General features: G+C 46.9%; 12 protein-coding genes. 3 read left to right on the top strand and 9 right to left on the bottom strand.

What is annotated here, in order from left to right; genetic code table 11:
- Positions 1 to 2: 2 nt before the first annotated feature.
- Together RWJ96_RS01775 and RWJ96_RS01770 are read right to left on the bottom strand one after the other, a co-directional pair.
- Entirely contained in the window at positions 3 to 1,667 is a 1,665-nt protein-coding gene (locus RWJ96_RS01775) for a DAK2 domain-containing protein (RefSeq protein ID WP_314018613.1), read from the bottom strand.
- A 37-nt stretch (positions 1,668 to 1,704) separates the two neighbouring features.
- Positions 1,705 to 2,052: an Asp23/Gls24 family envelope stress response protein gene (locus RWJ96_RS01770; RefSeq protein WP_035427743.1), complete on the bottom strand. Its 348-nt coding sequence runs from the start codon at positions 2,050 to 2,052 to the stop codon at positions 1,705 to 1,707.
- A gap of 294 nt (positions 2,053 to 2,346) precedes the next feature.
- Here RWJ96_RS01770 and rpmB point away from each other — a divergent pair, with 294 nt between their 5' ends.
- Positions 2,347 to 2,535 carry a 50S ribosomal protein L28 gene (gene rpmB / locus RWJ96_RS01765; protein ID WP_012808949.1) on the top strand — a complete coding sequence of 63 codons (189 nt, stop codon included), beginning with the start codon at positions 2,347 to 2,349 and terminating at the stop codon, positions 2,533 to 2,535.
- Positions 2,536 to 2,698: 163 nt separating this feature from the next.
- On the opposite strand, the gene RWJ96_RS01760 is transcribed toward rpmB, so the two are convergent.
- Positions 2,699 to 4,063, bottom strand: a complete 1,365-nt coding sequence (locus RWJ96_RS01760) for a thiamine diphosphokinase (protein ID WP_314018612.1) — start codon at positions 4,061 to 4,063, stop codon at positions 2,699 to 2,701.
- A gap of 99 nt (positions 4,064 to 4,162) precedes the next feature.
- Here RWJ96_RS01760 and RWJ96_RS01755 point away from each other — a divergent pair, with 99 nt between their 5' ends.
- Positions 4,163 to 4,348, top strand: coding sequence for a zinc ribbon domain-containing protein (locus RWJ96_RS01755; protein WP_314009051.1), 186 nt, complete (start codon positions 4,163 to 4,165; stop codon positions 4,346 to 4,348).
- Positions 4,349 to 4,424: 76 nt separating this feature from the next.
- Here the strand turns inward: RWJ96_RS01755 and RWJ96_RS01750 are convergent, their stop codons facing one another.
- From RWJ96_RS01750 to RWJ96_RS01725, 6 genes are read right to left on the bottom strand one after another with little or no spacing between them, the layout of a single operon-like run.
- Positions 4,425 to 5,816 (bottom strand): transcription antitermination factor NusB, encoded by a 1,392-nt coding sequence (locus tag RWJ96_RS01750; RefSeq protein ID WP_314018610.1) that lies wholly within the window; start codon positions 5,814 to 5,816, stop codon positions 4,425 to 4,427.
- Entirely contained in the window at positions 5,816 to 6,739 is a 924-nt protein-coding gene (fmt, locus tag RWJ96_RS01745; RefSeq protein WP_314018609.1) for a methionyl-tRNA formyltransferase, read from the bottom strand. The genes RWJ96_RS01750 and fmt overlap by 1 nt, the downstream gene beginning before the upstream one ends.
- 8 nt (positions 6,740 to 6,747) lie before the next feature.
- The gene (gene def, locus RWJ96_RS01740; RefSeq protein WP_314018608.1) at positions 6,748 to 7,290 is read right to left on the bottom strand and encodes a peptide deformylase; all 543 of its coding nucleotides are present in this window, start codon (positions 7,288 to 7,290) and stop codon (positions 6,748 to 6,750) included.
- 8 nt (positions 7,291 to 7,298) lie between these two features.
- Complete coding sequence (gene priA / locus RWJ96_RS01735) at positions 7,299 to 9,611, bottom strand: primosomal protein N' (protein ID WP_314018607.1); 2,313 nt, start codon at positions 9,609 to 9,611, stop codon at positions 7,299 to 7,301.
- A gap of 12 nt (positions 9,612 to 9,623) precedes the next feature.
- Positions 9,624 to 13,142 carry a UvrD-helicase domain-containing protein gene (locus tag RWJ96_RS01730; protein ID WP_314018606.1) on the bottom strand — a complete coding sequence of 1,173 codons (3,519 nt, stop codon included), beginning with the start codon at positions 13,140 to 13,142 and terminating at the stop codon, positions 9,624 to 9,626.
- A 6-nt stretch (positions 13,143 to 13,148) separates the two neighbouring features.
- Positions 13,149 to 16,292 (bottom strand): PD-(D/E)XK nuclease family protein, encoded by a 3,144-nt coding sequence (locus RWJ96_RS01725; RefSeq protein WP_314018605.1) that lies wholly within the window; start codon positions 16,290 to 16,292, stop codon positions 13,149 to 13,151.
- 106 nt (positions 16,293 to 16,398) lie between these two features.
- On the opposite strand from RWJ96_RS01725, the gene RWJ96_RS01720 reads away from it, so the two are divergent.
- Complete coding sequence (locus tag RWJ96_RS01720) at positions 16,399 to 17,238, top strand: peroxide stress protein YaaA (RefSeq protein WP_314018604.1); 840 nt, start codon at positions 16,399 to 16,401, stop codon at positions 17,236 to 17,238.
- Positions 17,239 to 17,471: the final 233 nt, after the last annotated feature.

The raw sequence follows: 17,471 nt of genomic DNA, 5'->3' as shown, positions 1-17,471 counted from the left end.
TCCTACTCAATAGAGAAGATGACTGGATAGAGTGGCTGCTCGCCGCGCTGAGCGTCAACCTCAAGGTCTGGATAGGTGTCCTCAATCTTGCTGGCGAGAAGATCGAGCTGCTCGTCAGAGAAATCTTCACCTGCAAGAATGGTGAGGTTGTCGCCCTCTTCCTCCTCTTGCATCTTGGCAATAAGGTCAAGCGTGACCTGCATAACATCAGAGCCGACAACATCAATGGAGCCGCCCTGAATACCCATGACATCACCATCGTGAATAGGGGTGCCGTTAGCTGCAGAGGAATCACGGACTGCAGTGGTTACCTCACCGTAGCGAACGCCAGAGATAGCGTCAGTCATCTCTTCTACAAGCTCTTCAAATGGAACGCCATCTGCAACAACAAACATTGCAGCAAATGCCTGAAGAACAGACTTGGTTGGAATGACAGCAACCTTAACATCCTCACATGCGCTTGCAGCAGCCTCTGCTGCCATACGAATGTTGGAGTTATTTGGCATAACAATGACCTGGTCTGCATTGGCCTCTTCAATTGCAGCAAGGATATCCGCAGTTGAAGGATTCATAGTCTGACCACCAGAAACAACAACGTCCACGCCAAGAGACTTCAAGATTGATGCAGCGCCAGAGCCAGCAGTTACCGCAACAAAGCCAAGCTCTTTTTTAGGTGCTGCGGCGGCCTTCTTATCTTCAGCGATCTTCTCGGTACGCTCCTTAGCCTCAAGGTCCATGTTATGGATGAAGACCTCAAAAATCTGGCCGTACTGAAGCATGTACTCAAGAACCTTGTTAGGAGTATTTGAGTGAACGTGAATCTTGTAGTCTGGGTTTGCACCAACAAGAAGCTCGCAATCACCCATGGTTGCCAGGAAGTTCAGAGCTGCTTCCTCGTCAAAGTCTGGGCTATCTGCCTTAAAGAGGAACTCGTTGCAGTAGCGATACTCAGAACCCTCCCAGTCATCGTTGAGCTCAATCTCAACCTTAGCGCTGGTAGCAGCCTTAGCATCAGAAACAGAAACGGTTGTCTGGAAATCAGTAGTCTCAGTCTTGCCAGTAACAGCGTTTACAAAGCCCTCAAGGAAGGTTGCAAAACCAAACGCACCAGAGTCAACAACGCCATTCTCTTTAAGAACAGGAAGAAGCTCAGGAGTGCGAGCAACAGACTCATATGCCTCAACAACCAGGGCATCCAAGACCTCAACTGGGGTGAGCTGAGACTTCTCAAGGGAGTCTGCCTTAGCAGAAACGTCTTTAAGGACGGTAAGAATAGTACCCTCGACAGGCTTTCTAACAGCCTTAAAAGCAACCTCTTTACCGCGGCGGAATGCGTGAGCAATATCCTTTGGAGTTACTGCCTCAGGATTCTTAACGTCGCACAGACCCTCAGCAATACCGCGAAGAATCTGAGACGTAATAACGCCAGAGTTACCACGGGCACCCATCAGAGAGCCATGAGTGATTGCCTTTGCAATATCCTGCATGCTTGCATCTTGAGGAAGATCTTGAACCTCACGAACAACGGTGCCCAAGGTAAGGGACATGTTAGTGCCGGTGTCTCCATCTGGTACAGGGAAAACGTTGAGCTTGTTGATCTCTTCTGCTTTGTCTGCAACAGCAAGGGCTGCTACAGGGAAGCATGTACGAATGACATTTGAAATCACGTTAGACCTCAGTTCCTACTCATTTGAAGCAAAAAGCTTAGCGAGAATTACGCATGGCCTCGATATGTACAGTTACATCAACACATGAAAGCTCTGCAATTTGCTTAAGCAAAAACTTTACTGAGCTCTCAAGATTGTCGACAACAGACGCCATGTTAACGCCCTGCTCAACAACAATGTGAAGGTCAACCTGAACTCCCTTAGGAGTTGGGGTCACATCAATACCCTTACGAAGTCGGTACGTTGGAAGAAGACGAGCAACACCTGCTGCCTCATCAATCTCTGCCATGCCAACAACGCCATAACATTCCATAGCTGCATAGCCCGCCAGGTCAGCAAGGCAATCATTAGAAACTCTTAGTGTTCCGGGAACAGCGGTAGTCATTACATAACTCCTCTCGCAAGAACCAGGGTTAGTCATTGTTATTTAGTATACCGCAGAGCACATTTATTATTAAAGCGGCTTATATATACAAGTTGATAACCTTGCAATTGACAAATCTTTTTCTTGTTATTTAATCTTGGTGTAATAAATGAAAAACATTCAAAAGCTGTCTAAAAGCTATCTAATTGTGAATGTTATATTCATGCTTTGACAACACAATATATTGTGCTATATTTATTCGGCTATTTGGAAATTTTAGGCGCAGAGGGCGCCTATCCTATGGAGGTCTTACTCATGTCGAAGGTCTGTGATTTCTGCGGTAAGCACGCCGTTGCCGGTCGCTCCATCTCCCACTCTCACCGTACTGTGGCCCGCACCTTTAAGCCAAACATCCAGCGTGTTACTGTCGTTGTCGATGGCCAGCGCAAGAAGATGAATGTTTGCTCCCGTTGCCTCAAGTCCGGCAAGATTGCTCGCAACTAAGCAACTCAGCTCGTCTTACCTCAAATTTAAAAAGGTCGCTTCGGCGACCTTTTTTCTTAGCTCGATTAACTGACAGCAACATCTAATACTTCTTGCTGGACTTACAGCCGCTTGTTGGGGCTTTGTTATGCAAACGTAGCCCCAACACAATTCATCAAACGACTTAGTTCCAGAGCTGTACCAAAAGGCAACCCTTATTACACGTCACACAAGCATCGTTGGCTTCAACAATATTTGAAATGCCATCGTCTCCAAGCAGTGTGAATTTCTCGTGATTAAGATTCCACCTCATGCCAGTCTCAGAAACCTCGCACTCCTCTGACAGAGCTACAAGAGAAATCTTTTTACCTACATTGATAGTGTTCAGCTGCCAAGAATCCACCTGGCCAGCAACTAAAAAGCGCATCTCAAAGTCATTCTCAATAACTCGAACGCTTGCCTTGCCCGTCTTTGCCCACGTGGCGAGAAGACCAAGCACTACAAGCTGGTGATCAAGGTGGCCACCAGATGTGGAGACAACCGTCAGAGAGAGCTTGCCATCTCTACGAATTGCCTCATATTCAGCTGATTTCAATGCTAGCGCCAGGTCGGTATCGTACTTGTCCGCATTAAACTTCATGCAAGGTACCTGCTGCTCTTTGAGCCAAGCCAGAGTTTCTGGTGTAGCGGAGTCAAAGTCTCCAAGCGCAAGTTGTGGAATCACGCCGGCAGCGTGACAGACATCTGCGCCATGGTCAACCGCTATCAGGTAGTCAGCGCTTTGGGCGCAGGTAGACAGCGTCGTGTGCGAAACCGCCTCTGGGGATCCGCCCACAACAAGGACCTCAAGGGGTTTCTCGCCAGAAGGCGCTGCGGTCAGAGGGCGCTCGTAGTCCTGAAGGCGCAGAAGCGACAGCTCGCCGTAGGTGTGGGCAAAGATGTTAGAGTGCTCGCGCATAAAGACGGGGTCGCGGCCATCGTGGTCGTTGTAGAGTACAGCCACAGGAAAGCCTGCATTTTGTGCTGTCTGTGCGCCAAACGGAGCATCCTCGAAGACCCAGGTAGTTGCCTTATCAGTGCCAAGACGGCGAAGAGCCTCAAGGTAAACATCTGGCTCAACCTTGTCCACTCCCCCCACATCTTCCGTTGAGACCACTGTTTTAAAGAGGTGCTCAATACCTTGAGCTGCCAGAGCTGCACGAACTTCTCGCACGGGAGTTGACGATGCAACAGCCATAGGAATACCCGCATCGTAAAGCTCCTGCAAGAACTCTTTTGCACCAGAAATAATGGAGATGTGATGTTGATACTGCTCTGTTACATACGCGCAGAACTCTTCATACAAAGCTTCTGCAGTGATAGGCAGCTCCAGATGATCAACGCAAATTTTGCAACCATCCATAAGCGAAACAGCCTCAACGCGCTCAAAAAATTCTGAGTCAACAGTCTTGCCGTATTTAGGAAGAACAGCGCCAAACACATTGCGCCAAACGCGCATTGAATCAACAAGGGTTCCATCGCAATCAAAAATTGCACCGGTTACCTGCATAATGCCTCCGTAAACAAACTTATTAGTTGCAATCGTGAAATATCTACTCTAAGTAGGGTAAAGTATCTCACGTTTATAAATTGTTTTCATGGAGGAAGCATGGCACGTTATAGCTATCACTGCACACACTGCGACAATACCTTTGAAATTGAACGCCCTATGAGCCTGAAGATGGAAGCTCCTCAGTGCCCAAAATGTGGACATGAGACCGAGCGCGTGTACAACACCTCAACCATCGTCTTTAAGGGCACCGGTTTTTACAACACCGATAGCAAAGGCAAGTAATCCTGTGCTTTGAGCCTGAAGGCGCTCTTTAAACGTCACGTATGAAGCTCTTGTTGGACAACACAACAAGAGCTTTTTATTTGCGTTTGAGCACCGCCATAAAGTGGGCATCGCAATCGGCGGAGGCAAAAGCCGTCTGCAAAAATCCCTCTGGCGTAATGCATGTATCGAGAAACTCTTGCGCTTCTGGTGTTAAACGTGCACGCGCAGGACACTCAAAAAGGCTTTGCACCTCAAACTGAGAGCCTTCTGGACTTGCAAGAAAATCATCTACAACCTGCTGATTCTCTGAATTTGAGAGTGAGCACGTTGCATAGACTATAAAGCCACCCACCTCTACACGACTGCTACAGCTTTGCAAGAGTTTGGTCTGCAAGACAGTAAGTTCTCCTCCGTCATACAGGCTTTCTGAAGACAGGTTCCATGCAATCTCTGGGTGACGACGAAGCGTACCCAAACCAGAGCATGGAGCATCAATAAACACCACGTCAAAGCTTTGATTAAGCTCCTCTGGAACCTCTGGTGATACAAACTGTGTGGCATCAAACGTGAGTGATGTAACCTGATCTGAAAGTCCAGCGGTCTTCAATCTTCTTTTTGAAACGTGGGACTTTCCTTTTACAAGCTCAACAGCGGTGATGTGGGGATTCTCTTTATCTAGCACCTCAAATGCATGAGAGAGCAACAAAGATTTGGTCCCTCTACCCTGTCCAACCTCAAGCATATCTTGGTCTACATAGGATGCCGCGAGAAGTGCCACAAGCTGAGAAGCTAAATCTGCAGGAACAAGCTGAACTTTCTTTACATATGCGTCAACGTTCAGTTGAGCAGGATTTTTTACCTCATACACATCTGGAAGAACTGTTTGCTGTAGCTCTAAAGAGCTGCTCTGCAATTGTTGTTCTGATACGTTTCTTTGTAGAACATACACAGGAGCTGGGTTCTTTAAATTAAGAATGAGCTTTTGTGCGGCAGACTCTCCCAGCGACTCAATAATCTCCAAACAAATCCACTCAGGAATGCCTGACGCCCACGAAAGCTCTGAAGGAGATTTGTGATTCTTTGCACGCGTAAGCTGAGCTTCTTTTTCAGAAATTTTTCTAAGCACAGCATTTGCAAGGCCAGAAGAACGCTTTGAGACAGACTTTACCAGCTCAACACCTTGGCTAATGGCGGCGTCGCGCCTAGTCTCTAAATATAAAACCTCAAATACAGCAATGCGGAGAGCGTCCTGCACCTTCGGTTCTAGGTGAATACCTGACGTAAGATGATTCTTTAAAGCTTCATCAAGCTTACCTTTGGTAAGCGTTGCTCCCAGAGCAAGACGAGTAGCAAAAGCTTTGTCTTGTACAGAGAGTTCCAAGAAATCTTTTGACTCTCGTAAGTAATCACGAATACGTAAATTATTGCGTCTACACTCAAAGAATGCCTGATAGGCCACTCTTCGAGCAGGAGTTAAGGTGGCCATTATTGAAGCATCTGCCAGGTCATCTGGGACTTCTGAAGTCCTGCGGCAAATGATTTTGCATCCATAGAGCGCTTGCCATCTGGACGCACCTCAAGAAGCTCAAGAGTTCCTTCAGCACAGCCAAGGAACAACCTATGATCTTGAACAACAACCGAGCCTTGAGTAATAGAAATATCACTTGGAGCTAGTTGAGCGGAGAGCACGCGCAAAGATCTGCCACCAACCGAAGCGCGAGCAGGAGCGGTATCAGACGAAGCCTGGACCCTCAACGCATTTACCTGGGCTGAATCTTCTGGAGCAAGCTTCATTTCTTGCTTAGTAACTTTAGGAGCAAACGTTACTTCTCGCTCATCCTGTGCATGCCACTCAAGAGAGCCTTCCTTGAGCTCAGAAAGAGCCTCAGACAGTGCGTCAGCGCCCAGATGTGCTAGAGCGTCAGTGAGCTGCTCGGTATTTTTGGAGCCAACCTCACACGATGCTTGTTTGCACCAATCTCCCGCGTCAAGCTCATGTGCAATCTTCATGATAGAAACGCCAGCGACAACGTCACCAGCAAGGATCGCACGCTGAATTGGAGCGGCTCCTCGCCAGCGAGGCAGCAGCGATGCGTGTACATTCAAAGCACCATAAGGTGCAAGAGAGATAACTTCGTCTGGCAAAATACAGCCAAAAGCAACCACACAGAGCGCTTCTGGTTGTACCTCTTGCATGGAAGAAATTACTTCTGGAGTCATGCGGTTTGCCTCAAGAACGGGCAATCCAAGCTCTTGTGCGCATTCTTTTACGGGAGACGGCTCAAGCATTTTACCACGACCGCGAACGGCATCTGGCCTTGTAATAACCAAAGCAACCTGGTGATCATGGGCAAGTTTTTTGAGCGATGGAACAGCAAAATCTGGAGTTCCCATAAAGACTACGCGCATGTCAACTCCTAATAGTCTGTTTGACCAGGACGAGCGCCAGAAGCTAACGCCTCTTTGTACTCCTGCAGCGTCTCCATACGAGCACCTGGTCCCAGGTGATCTGGCATGGTTACGCCGTTGATGTGGTCAATCTCATGCTGCAGGCAGACGGCGAGAAGGTCTCCTTCTGCCTCATAGCGCATAAGATCACCATCGAGGTTATATGCGTGAACGACAACATGACTTGGGCGCGTAACCGGAACGGTAATGCCTGGGAACGAAAGGCAGCCCTCCTCGTACACACGAGGCTCGCCATCTGCGATTTTAATCTCTGGATTAATGAGCACAAAAGGGTTCTCTTGGCCATTAGGGTAGTCAACATCAATGACTACCATGCGTTTCATATAGCCAACCTGAGGTCCAGCAAGACCAACGCCGTCGGTGGCATACATAACCTTGAGCATATGCTCGGCCATCTTGCGAACATCGTCGTTAATATCGTCAATCTCTTCGCACTCTTGGCTCAGACGAGGGTCTGGCCAAAGTACCATATCATCAGCTTCAGAACTCATAACTATCCTTACATCATGTCGTAAGCATCAACATCTAATGTCATGTTGATACCCACTCTTTTATCAAGTGAAGCAGCACACTCAGAAAGAATTTCTCCCACCTGAGCATCCACGGGAGCCTTTACCAAAATATGCCTGCGATACTTATCTTTTACCTTAGCTTTTACACAATCAGCAGGACCCAAAATCTCCCATCCTGTTTGCGCGTCTAACTTTGTATGCAGTGCCTCTGCCATCTGATCCGCTACGCGACGAACTTCTTTTTCTGAAACTCCCCAGAAAAGCACATTAGACAAGCGCGAGAAGGGCGGATAAGCCCCCTCTCTTCTCTCTTTAAGTTCTGCATCAAGAAACGGGCGTCTGTCATGGGTCACAACAGAAGCAATAGCAGGATGTGTTGACCAGTACGACTGAATGATGACCTTACCTGGCTTTTCTCCCCTGCCCGCACGACCAGCAACCTGCTCTAGCAAGTCGAATGTTCTCTCGGCTGCTCTAAAATCTGGCAACTTAAGCATGGTATCGGCATTGATAACGCCAACCAAGGTGACATCAGGAAAATCCAGACCCTTTGCAATCATCTGCGTACCAATGAGCACCGCTCCAGGCGTTGCATCAAAAAGCTCAAGAAGACGCTGATGTTCGCCCTTTTTGGACGTGGTATCGGCGTCCATACGAATAATTGGCGCATCGCTGCCAAGCAGAAGTTTGAGCTCATCTTCTACACGCTGTGTTCCCACGCCATATGCACCCATATAACGGCTGCCGCAGTTTGGACATTTGCTAGAAGGGTTAGGATACGCATGCTGAGACCACTGTCTGCCGCAACTGTGACAAACCAGAGAATGCGTGCGCTCATGGTACGTGAGAGACGTCGAGCAATGCGGACATTCGGGCACACAGCCACACTCGCGACACATCAAAAAGTTTGCAAATCCACGCCGATTAAGGAGCAGAACGCTTTTCTCGCCACGCTCCATTGTCTCCTGCAAAGCCTCAGCAAGAACTGCCGAGAAGACCGATCTGCCTCCGTTTTTAAACTGGGAAGCCATATCAACTACCTGGACCTGCGGAAGAACCGCCACACCGGGCCTCTCGGTCATGGCAACACGCATCCAGTTAGTGCCACGCCAACTTCCTTGAGCTGTTCGGTATAAACTCTCAAGCGAAGGTGTTGCAGAACCAAGCACCAGCGCAGCACCGCGAAGACGGGCCATCTGAGCAGCAACTTCTCTTGCGTGATAGCGTGGGAGCGAATCTTGCTTGTATGAAGCTTCGTGTTCCTCGTCAATGATGTACAGTCCCGGATTTTGAATGGGCGCAAACAGAGCAGATCGTGCACCTACTATCACGCGAGCCCTACCCTGCCTGATTAAATCCCACTGGTCAAAGCGCTCGCCAAGCGAAAGCTTTGAGTGAAGAACGGCCACCTGCTCACCAAAACGTGAACGGAATCGGCCTACTGTTTGCGCGGTAAGAGAAATCTCTGGGACAAGCACCACAGCACCCTTGCCAGCCGCTAAGGTCTTCTCAATAGCGGAGAGATACACCTCAGTTTTACCTGAGCCCGTTACACCATCAATAAGCACAACATCGCCCTGAGCAGCAGTTTGCGCAGCCTCGATTGCTGCAAGAGCAGACTCTTGCCCCTCAGTAAGTTGCTGAGGACGAGGTGCTACACCGCTTGAAAGCGTGGTTCCCAGACCCTCCTGGCTTCCACGAATTTGTCGCTGTGTGCGCACCTCAACGATGTCTTTTTTCTGCAGTGCAGTTACTGCACTGCGAGCTCCTGGGATTGTGGCCGAGAGCTCGGATAACCTCATGGCACCTTGCGCCAGAGCCTCAAGCACCGATCGCTGCTTGCTTGCATTTACCGCAGGCGTAAAGTCAGCCGCCTTTTCTGTCAGCTCAACCCATCGCTCATCAACAGGACCGGACTTCTCACACACAAGCTGCCAGGGAGATTCTGTATCTTTTCTGGTGACTTTAACCTTTTGGCCAGGCGCTAAAAATGGATGCAAAGCGTCTGCGTAACTACAGGCGTATTCTTTGCTCATCCATTCTGCTACTTGCGCAGATTGCTCATCAAATGCTGAATCTGCTAGAACTTGTGTTATTGGAAGGACGCGAGAAACATCTAAACCTAAAGACACACGGTCTGAGACACCCACAATGTAGCCAACAACCTGCCTGTGAGAAAACGGCACCAAGACTGTTGTTCCTACAACCGCAGTTTCTTCCAAAGATTCTGGAATGGCGTAATCAAACGTGCCAGAAAGAGCACGAGTTGGTATGTCTAAAACAACATGTGCAAAAGGCACGTTCTTGCCTCCTTAAAGCCGTGGTTGATGGTTTACATCAAACGTGTAACGAGCAACGTGTGGCTGACCAGCTTCTTCAACCTCAACACAAACAAATGCGCACTCAACCTTAGTAAATCCGTGCTGCATCAAGACGTAGGCATAGAAGTTTGCCTGCATCTGATGATGCTCATAAATCTGAGTTGCACTAAGGCTCTTATCGCCTGTTTTATAGTCAACTACCAGCGCATCTTTGCTTCCCTTATTATAAGCGAGAAGATCGATGGCTCCTTCTACATAGTTCCCATATTCAGAATCAACCTGCAGCGTAAAAGGAGACTCCGCAATAACCACATCATGAGCTAAAGCTTCTTGCCTGATTGCAGAATTGCTCCACAGTTCAAGTGCTTGTTTGACTCGTGATATCGCGCGCTGAGGAACGCTATTCTTTAAGCACAATTTATCAATAGTTTGTTCATCAACCTTAGACTGAGTCTCAACCATAATCTGAGCAAGCTCGTGGAAGGCTGAACCGAGGCTTGTTGGATCTACTCCATCGTCAGCTAATGTACCAGGCAAAACAACGGAAGTCTCAGCTGCCGATTGAAGGTTGTCCGCCTCATGCTCCTGACTTACTACCTGAGACTGCTCCTCAAGATTCTGGTTATTCTCTCCCTTGAAGTTCTCTGCCATTTGTTGATGAGCTGATGAGTAACTAAAGAAATCTTTTCGCTGATCATATATAGTTTCTGAGATAACACTTAGTCTTACCTTCTCATAGAGGTCAAACGTTTCAACAGCCTGCGAGTTTTCCTCTTCACTTGGCTTGCCATCAGAGGGTTCGGACTTGTCGCCAAAAGGTTCAACCAACTCTAAACCTTCAACCTGAATAGGCTCATCCTTTTTTCCAGAACCCTGAACAACACGCATACAACCAGCAAGATTTCCACCATATTCAAACTGATGCTCACCAGCAGAAAGTGGCGGCTCTTTAAACAAGGCGTTTGTAATCTTGCGTGTATAACGAGGACTAATTCCTTCTTTTGTAAGGTCGATGGTTGAAGTCAGAATGACTGCTTCTCGAGCGCGTGTTAAAGCAACATACAGACGGCGGTTCTGCTCCTGCTCTTCAAACTCATTCTCTTGAGTTTCCAGGAACATTCTCCACTCAAGAAGGTTCTTACACTCATCAAGGCTTGTAGGGACCTCATGACAGTCGTCATACAATTCATGAAGTTTTTTAGAACTGCTTGAGAATGCAATCTGATACGAATCGTCTTTTCTAACATGCAAAAATGGTTCACTACCAGCGCCTGCCTTAGGACCAGAAACAGCTCCTACAACAGCAACAACAGGAAATTCCAATCCCTTAGAAGCATGAATAGTCATAAAGGTAACCGCATTTTGAGTGCTGCAGTGAAGCACCTTTGGTGACTCTTTAGCCGTGTTACACCATTGACTAAACGCCTTTGCAACTGAAGCAACGCCAACGCCTAGCTCCTTTTGCAAGCTATCAATTTGATCAAGAGCGGCAAAGATATTTGCAATCTTTGACTGTCCCTCATTTCCCATCTTTTGAAGGCGAGAAATCCATCCAGCATCAAGAACTACCTTTTTAATGACGTCTGAAACTCTCTTGTTTGAAAGAGAGCTACGAGCGTTACTCAACACCTCTAAAGCATTTTTGAGCTTTGGACTTATCTCAAAAGGTGGATTAAATGCGTCATTTACCACTGACTCTGCAATATCTCTATTGGTAATCCTCTGACCATTTTCTCCAAAATTAGTGCCCAAGAGAAGCAGGTCAGACGCATCAAGGCTAAAAATCTCACTCGAGAGTACAGGAAACAGTCCCTCGTATGAATCGTACATATTTGCGAGTGCTTGTAAAAGACTACCAATCAGCTGAACCTCAGGCTGCTCACCAAACGTTGAAGCTCCAGAGACCACGCTTTCAATTCCAAAGGTACGAAGTGCCTCAATATAGGGCTGTGCCTTTTTAACTGATTTCATCAAAATTGCAACATCTTTTGCTTGGATCTTCTCATCCTGCATAAGCGTGTTGATTCTATCTGCAAGTTGATACGCAACAAGCTGGCTTCTTGTAACGTCATCGCCTGGCTTAGAATTTCCTGACTTTTCAAATTTTGTGACTTCAAAATATACGCGTGGCGAATGAGCAATGAACGGAGTTGCAGGTTCTTCTCGCCCAGCAGACAGATCCATAAAGTTAGGAATCATGCCGTCAGCGCTGCAAACCTTTGCAACAAATCGCAAAATTTCGTTGTGACTGCGGAAATTATCTACAAGACGGGGTTGCAAATCTTCTGAAACCTCTGCTTGACGTCTAAAGAACACATCAACATCAGCACCGCGGAATCGATAGATTGACTGCTGCGCATCACCAACTGTTGTGAGATATTGAGCATCTTTACCTGAGAGACTCTTAATCATCTGCACCTGTTGCTGGTCCGTATCTTGGAACTCATCAACCATTACAAGCTTGAATTTATCCGTGTAAACAGCTGCAATCTCTGGATGCTCTTCGAATACCTTTGCCGTTAGATGCAAAAGGTCATCGTTATCAAGGCCGCCAACAGCAAGTTTCTTCTGTTTAAAGAGCTTGTAGACCTGCTCTGTAACATCTTTTAGACTCTGACCCTCAGACATGTCCTGAATAAGTCCAAATAAAGCGCTACAAACCTTAAGCCGGTATACAGCTTCATCTTTTACATTTTTTATTTCTTTTGAAGAACGGATGGCCTTAACGGCTTTTCCCAGAGCCTCCCAAAACGCCTGGTCAAAATCAGTGAGCGAGAGAACCAAGTGTTGCTGCAATTTACTTGAAAGCTCAGATTGAACATTTTGTAGCTGTTCTGCTTCATCTGGTTTTGTGGCAGAAATTGCAGCCCTTAGCGCTTCGAGTGCACCGCAGAGACTCTCAAGCTCCGCTTTTAGAACTTCCAGGTCAGAGCTATCCCCTACAAACGAAATAGCATCCATTCCTACAGGAGATGACTGAGCGTACGAAATCAGCGTTTCAATACGAGACTTCAGTGCATCTCTGTTCCCTGCATAGGTTGAGAGAAACTCTGCATAGCTTTCATCTTGCGAAAGCTCTCTGAGTACTTCTTCAATAGATATATTGACCAGCTGATTTCTGGTCATGTCGTCAATGATTTCAAACTCAGGATCAAGACCTAAATCAAGTGCATGAATCTTTAAGATTCTGCTGCACATACCGTGGATAGTACTAATCCACGCATCATCAACCTGCAACGCAGCGCTATGAAGACCTTCTTTTTCTAGAGCTTCTCTAACGCGCTCTTTAATTTCTGTAGCTGCGGCATTGGTAAACGTAATAATCAATGCCTGATCAAGGCTATTCAGATACGACTTTCCGTCAGCTCCCGAACCTTCTTTTAAAGCCCACACAATTCTCTGCGTAAGCGTAAAAGTTTTTCCTGAACCTGCACCTGCTGCAACAAAAAGAGGCTTATCAAGCGTCTTGATGGTCTTCTCTTGACCAGGCGTATAACGTGTGTCAGCCATAGTAGCTTACCTCCTCTTGTCGCACAGTTTTACTGGACAATACTTACATGCATCCTTATCGCAAGGATTGGCTCGAACATCTCCAGAAAGCATGGCTTGAACCTTCTGAGCAATTAAACTCTCCCAAGCGTCCAAGTAGTCTGCAAACTCCGCTGAGTTTTGAGACACAACCATAACTGCCTGGTCCCTAAGCTTTTTATCTTCCGGATTCATGTTCCAAATATGTTCTGTTGCCGCTTCTGTTGCCATGCCTGCAAGAGCAAATGAAGGCTTATCTTTTTGCTCTTTGGTGCCCAGATAAATTGCAGCAACTGGCTCAAGCTTATACTTGGTGAGCTGTTTTCTCATAATCTGAGCATATATTGCAGACTGTACATGCCTTGGAAGGATCTCTTTTGAAAGCTCACTATCCAGGCTTAGCTTTGCTGAATAAGCCTTCAGATCTTTTGTGGCCTTGTGTTTATAGTCAATAATAAGTGCCTGACCATGAGCGTTTACATCTACGCGGTCAATCGAGCCTGTAAATTGAGCTCCTGCATACTCAACAACATTTTCTTCTCTACCAAAACGAAGCTCAAAAAACCTGGGCTGATAGCCAATAAAGTGCGAAGCTTCAAACTCGAGAAGATCCTTGAGATTTTCTCGTATATTCTCAACCTGTTTTCTTTCTTGAATGCTATGCGGAATAAGCTCATTTGAAGATGCTCGGTTAATGTTGTTGAATTGCTCATCCCAGACCTGGGCAAAACAGCTGTCTAACACTTGTTTTGCATGATCTAGATTATCAGATGTAATCCTAGATCCAGGAATGTCTTGTAAAAGCGCAGATTCAACCACTGAATCAACTTCAGCCACATCACAACCAAGTGATTCAGCTAAAAGTGTTGCGTGTGTTAGCTCCAAAACACGATGGATAAAGGTACCTATCTGCATTGGAGCAAAGTCAGTGTCTACCTGAGAAATTTTGATTCGACGTTGCGTAAACCACTTGTAGGGACACTCAAGATACGTCTCAATCTGAGAAGCGGAAAGAAGCGGTAGCCCCTCTCGCGAGACCTCTATAAGACCCTGTAATTCCTGCTCAAGGATCTCCCTAGTCAAATGACGTGGGAGTACCACAATATTTTTGAGTTTAGGGTCAATTTCACCAGACTCGATTGTTGGGAGTTCTGCAACACGTTCTGGGTCAGTAGCTTGAGGCAACAGGTTTACCAGCACATCTTCTTCTCCGCGTGCAACCCCTGTCTTCTTTGCATAGTCTTTGGGATAGCATGCTTTAACCTCACTGAGAGCTACTGCATTAAAGACATCTTTTTGCTCAACCTTCTCAAACGCAACGCTGATGGAAGCAGTTGTAAGCGCCGTATAAAAATCTCTTTGATATCGTGCAAACTCTGATACCTTAGGCATTTGGCTTGCATGGCGAACAAACTCTTGAAGTGCACCGTCTGATGCTTTGACACCAAAATTCAGCGTATCCATACCCTGGAAAATGACGGCATCAAAAGAATGTGGCTCAAAAGAATGAGCTTGGCTTACAGGAGCGATTAGCACCTGAATATCAGACTGGATACCATTAGAAACAGGCGTCATGACCGTCTGGTCTTTGCAAAGCTCAATAAAAGATTTGAGTGTCTGAGGAGTGAGCTTTAATCCTGCCTCATGTAGCTCCTGAGCAGAAGAAACAATCTTGTTCATTACCTTAAGCGACTCTTGGTTTTGAAGAGACTGTAGTGTCAACTCTTTAGACTGGACAACCTCTGCCTGCTCATCAGATGTTTCTGCAGAAAGGTATTCAATAATGCGCTGAGCAGCAGAGCCAATTCTGCCAAGCTCAAGGCTCTTGATGGTCTCTGCGCACAGGCGTGAACTCATAGCTGCTTTAGAAAGCGTCTCAAGCACTCTGGTGGCATACAGCGTTCTATTACCGCGCCAGCTTTTATCCAGCATCCACGCGCGCTCGACGCTTATACCTGAAATAGGTGAAATCAGATAGTCCATAAGAGTACGTGGAGGCCACCACGACATATCCCCCATCTGATGGTCAGATGCCTGGTAGTCAATGTTTTTCTCGAGCTCTGCACGTTCACTGAGCGTGACGTACGCATCAATCAAGCTAGCAAACGCACGTCCTGCAAGCGAGTCTTGAATACGCACCGAACGCTTATAGTGAGCAGCAATCCCCTTTGCTGCAAGCTTTTGCGAGAGCGCATCCCAAACCCTTTGTGAATCTGAGGTGTACACCACAAAGCTCTTGCTACCAGACTCAACGCGCTGAGAGATATACCTGCTGATAGACTCCGCCTCGGCATGCTGACCCAGCGGCGACAAAAACGTTACCGCACCGCTCGGCGTAACCTCATTGCCCTCCTTGGCCCTGAACACCCTGGCGAGAAGATCGGTGAGCTCCTGACTTTTTGCGGCTGGCGCCGGCTCCGTATCCACACGACAATCGCATCCCGGACCGCCAACCAACTCCAGCTGCTGCTCTGCTGCATAACCTGCCGGTCCTTCAGGCACGTAGAGAGAAAACACCACATCCCGCTTCTGCGACAGCTTGCGCACAAACTGAAGACGTGCCTCCGAAAGATCTTCAACTCGCGAGAAAACCAATGCAGGTCCTTGTGCTGGTATGGACTGCAGTAGGTGGTCCAAACACTGACACATCTCAACGTAAGATTTTTCTTCAAGCAGCGCCTTGTAGCGCTCGAGCACCTTACAAGCACTCATCTGACCAGCAGAAAGTTGACCGGAGGTCGTAATCTGATCAAGTTCTGTAAGATACTCTGGAGCAAGCTTAGACAGAAGCTCCACCGTACCCTTGCTCGTAGTTAAAGTGCCTAGCTCATCAGCAGACATTCCATCCAGAATCTGCTGGAAAAATACCTTGCGAAGCGTATTTGAAAGCAGACGATCAGAGCTTCCATACAGCTTCCATTGATCGCGCATCCACTCATCAAAAGTTGAAACATTCACGCCAACAGAAAGCTCTTGGATGGCTCCAAGCTTCCTCTTAACCAACAGCACAGCATCGGAAGAAGGCACTATAAGCTGAGCAGAACCCCACCTCTCAAGCGAAGTCTCTAACTGCTCTTTAACAGAGTTTGATAAGAAAGCACCTGTTTGTTGTTTGTACAGAAGCAAGCCCATACGTCACCTCTCCGATTTTTCTTACTTCTAAAGTTACCACGCACACCGGACATAAATTAGAATCAAACTAAACAACAACTAAAAATCCCGTATCAAAAGGATTTTCATGATTATTTTGCTTCCTCCATCATCAGGAAAAACCGCTCCCACCTCGGGACCTTCTCTTAATCTCTCATCACTTTTGTTTGGTTCTGAACTCACCAGCTGTCGAGAAGAACTCATCAAGGACTTACACCAGGTATGTTCTCACGCAAACGCAGCTCAGATGCTTAAAATTGGTCCTAATACCGTCGGTGACATAGCCGACAACCTAGACGTCTATGAAGCTCCAACCACAACCGCACTCAATCTCTATACTGGCGTACTTTTTGAAGCTGCAAAGTTCAACCAAACACTTGAAAACGTTACGTTAGAAAACACGCAGAAAACAGTCACATTACCAGCAGATATCCTTAACTCAGAAATCATGATTTTCTCTGGTCTCTGGGGAGTTGTAAGACCGCACGATCTTCTCCCCAACTATAGACTGTCTGCCTCAATCAAGCTGCCCACCGTTGGTACCGTTGCAACTTACTGGAAAAAGCAGCTTAATCCCCTGTTAAACGCCGCTCTAAAAGATCAAATAATTGTAGATTGTCGCTCGGGTGAATACAGAAAGATGTGGACGCCTTCGGCAAAGCATCCTTGTGAGCTGTTGCAAGTTGTCGTACAGCGAGAAGATCCTTGTACGGGAAAGCGCAGTGTTGTATCGCATAACGCAAAACACATGCGTGGTGTACTTGCAGGCGCCCTCTTTGAGCAGCGAGCAAACGGAAAGCTCTCTGAAGAAGTCAGCGTATCTCAAATTGTAGAAATCGCAAGCGATCTACCAGGTGTCATTGACGTTGACGTAAGCACAGCAAATGCTTCTGGAGAAGCAACGCTCACGCTTGTTACTGGTCGCTAGTCACTGAATAAAACTAATCCAAAACCTTCAAAATAAGCCCGCATATTTGATGCAGGCTTATTTATTAACGAATCACAATCCGACTAAGACAGATAAATACAAAGAGACCTATACCTGTATTGACAATTTTTCCACCAAATCCCAAATCTATGTACGCTAAACAGTAAATAAATAGAGCTGAGAACAACCAAATGACCAGACACAAACACAGGCTCTTTATTGTTTTTTGAACT

The organism is Lancefieldella parvula (genome assembly GCF_963547875.1).
GTDB lineage: Bacteria > Actinomycetota > Coriobacteriia > Coriobacteriales > Atopobiaceae > Lancefieldella > Lancefieldella parvula_D.
Note: the sequence above shows the minus strand (reverse complement) of the source record. Positions and strands in the feature narration are given on the sequence as shown.

Coding starts and splice junctions, on each gene's coding strand:
- def (WP_314018608.1), bottom strand. CDS start 7,290: ATGAGTTCTGAAGCTGATGATATGGTACTTTGGCCAGACCCTCGTCTG.
- RWJ96_RS01770 (WP_035427743.1), bottom strand. CDS start 2,052: ATGACTACCGCTGTTCCCGGAACACTAAGAGTTTCTAATGATTGCCTT.
- RWJ96_RS01720 (WP_314018604.1), top strand. CDS start 16,399: ATGATTATTTTGCTTCCTCCATCATCAGGAAAAACCGCTCCCACCTCG.
- RWJ96_RS01725 (WP_314018605.1), bottom strand. CDS start 16,292: ATGGGCTTGCTTCTGTACAAACAACAAACAGGTGCTTTCTTATCAAAC.
- fmt (WP_314018609.1), bottom strand. CDS start 6,739: ATGCGCGTAGTCTTTATGGGAACTCCAGATTTTGCTGTTCCATCGCTC.
- RWJ96_RS01730 (WP_314018606.1), bottom strand. CDS start 13,142: ATGGCTGACACACGTTATACGCCTGGTCAAGAGAAGACCATCAAGACG.
- RWJ96_RS01755 (WP_314009051.1), top strand. CDS start 4,163: ATGGCACGTTATAGCTATCACTGCACACACTGCGACAATACCTTTGAA.
- RWJ96_RS01750 (WP_314018610.1), bottom strand. CDS start 5,816: ATGGCCACCTTAACTCCTGCTCGAAGAGTGGCCTATCAGGCATTCTTT.
- rpmB (WP_012808949.1), top strand. CDS start 2,347: ATGTCGAAGGTCTGTGATTTCTGCGGTAAGCACGCCGTTGCCGGTCGC.
- RWJ96_RS01760 (WP_314018612.1), bottom strand. CDS start 4,063: ATGCAGGTAACCGGTGCAATTTTTGATTGCGATGGAACCCTTGTTGAT.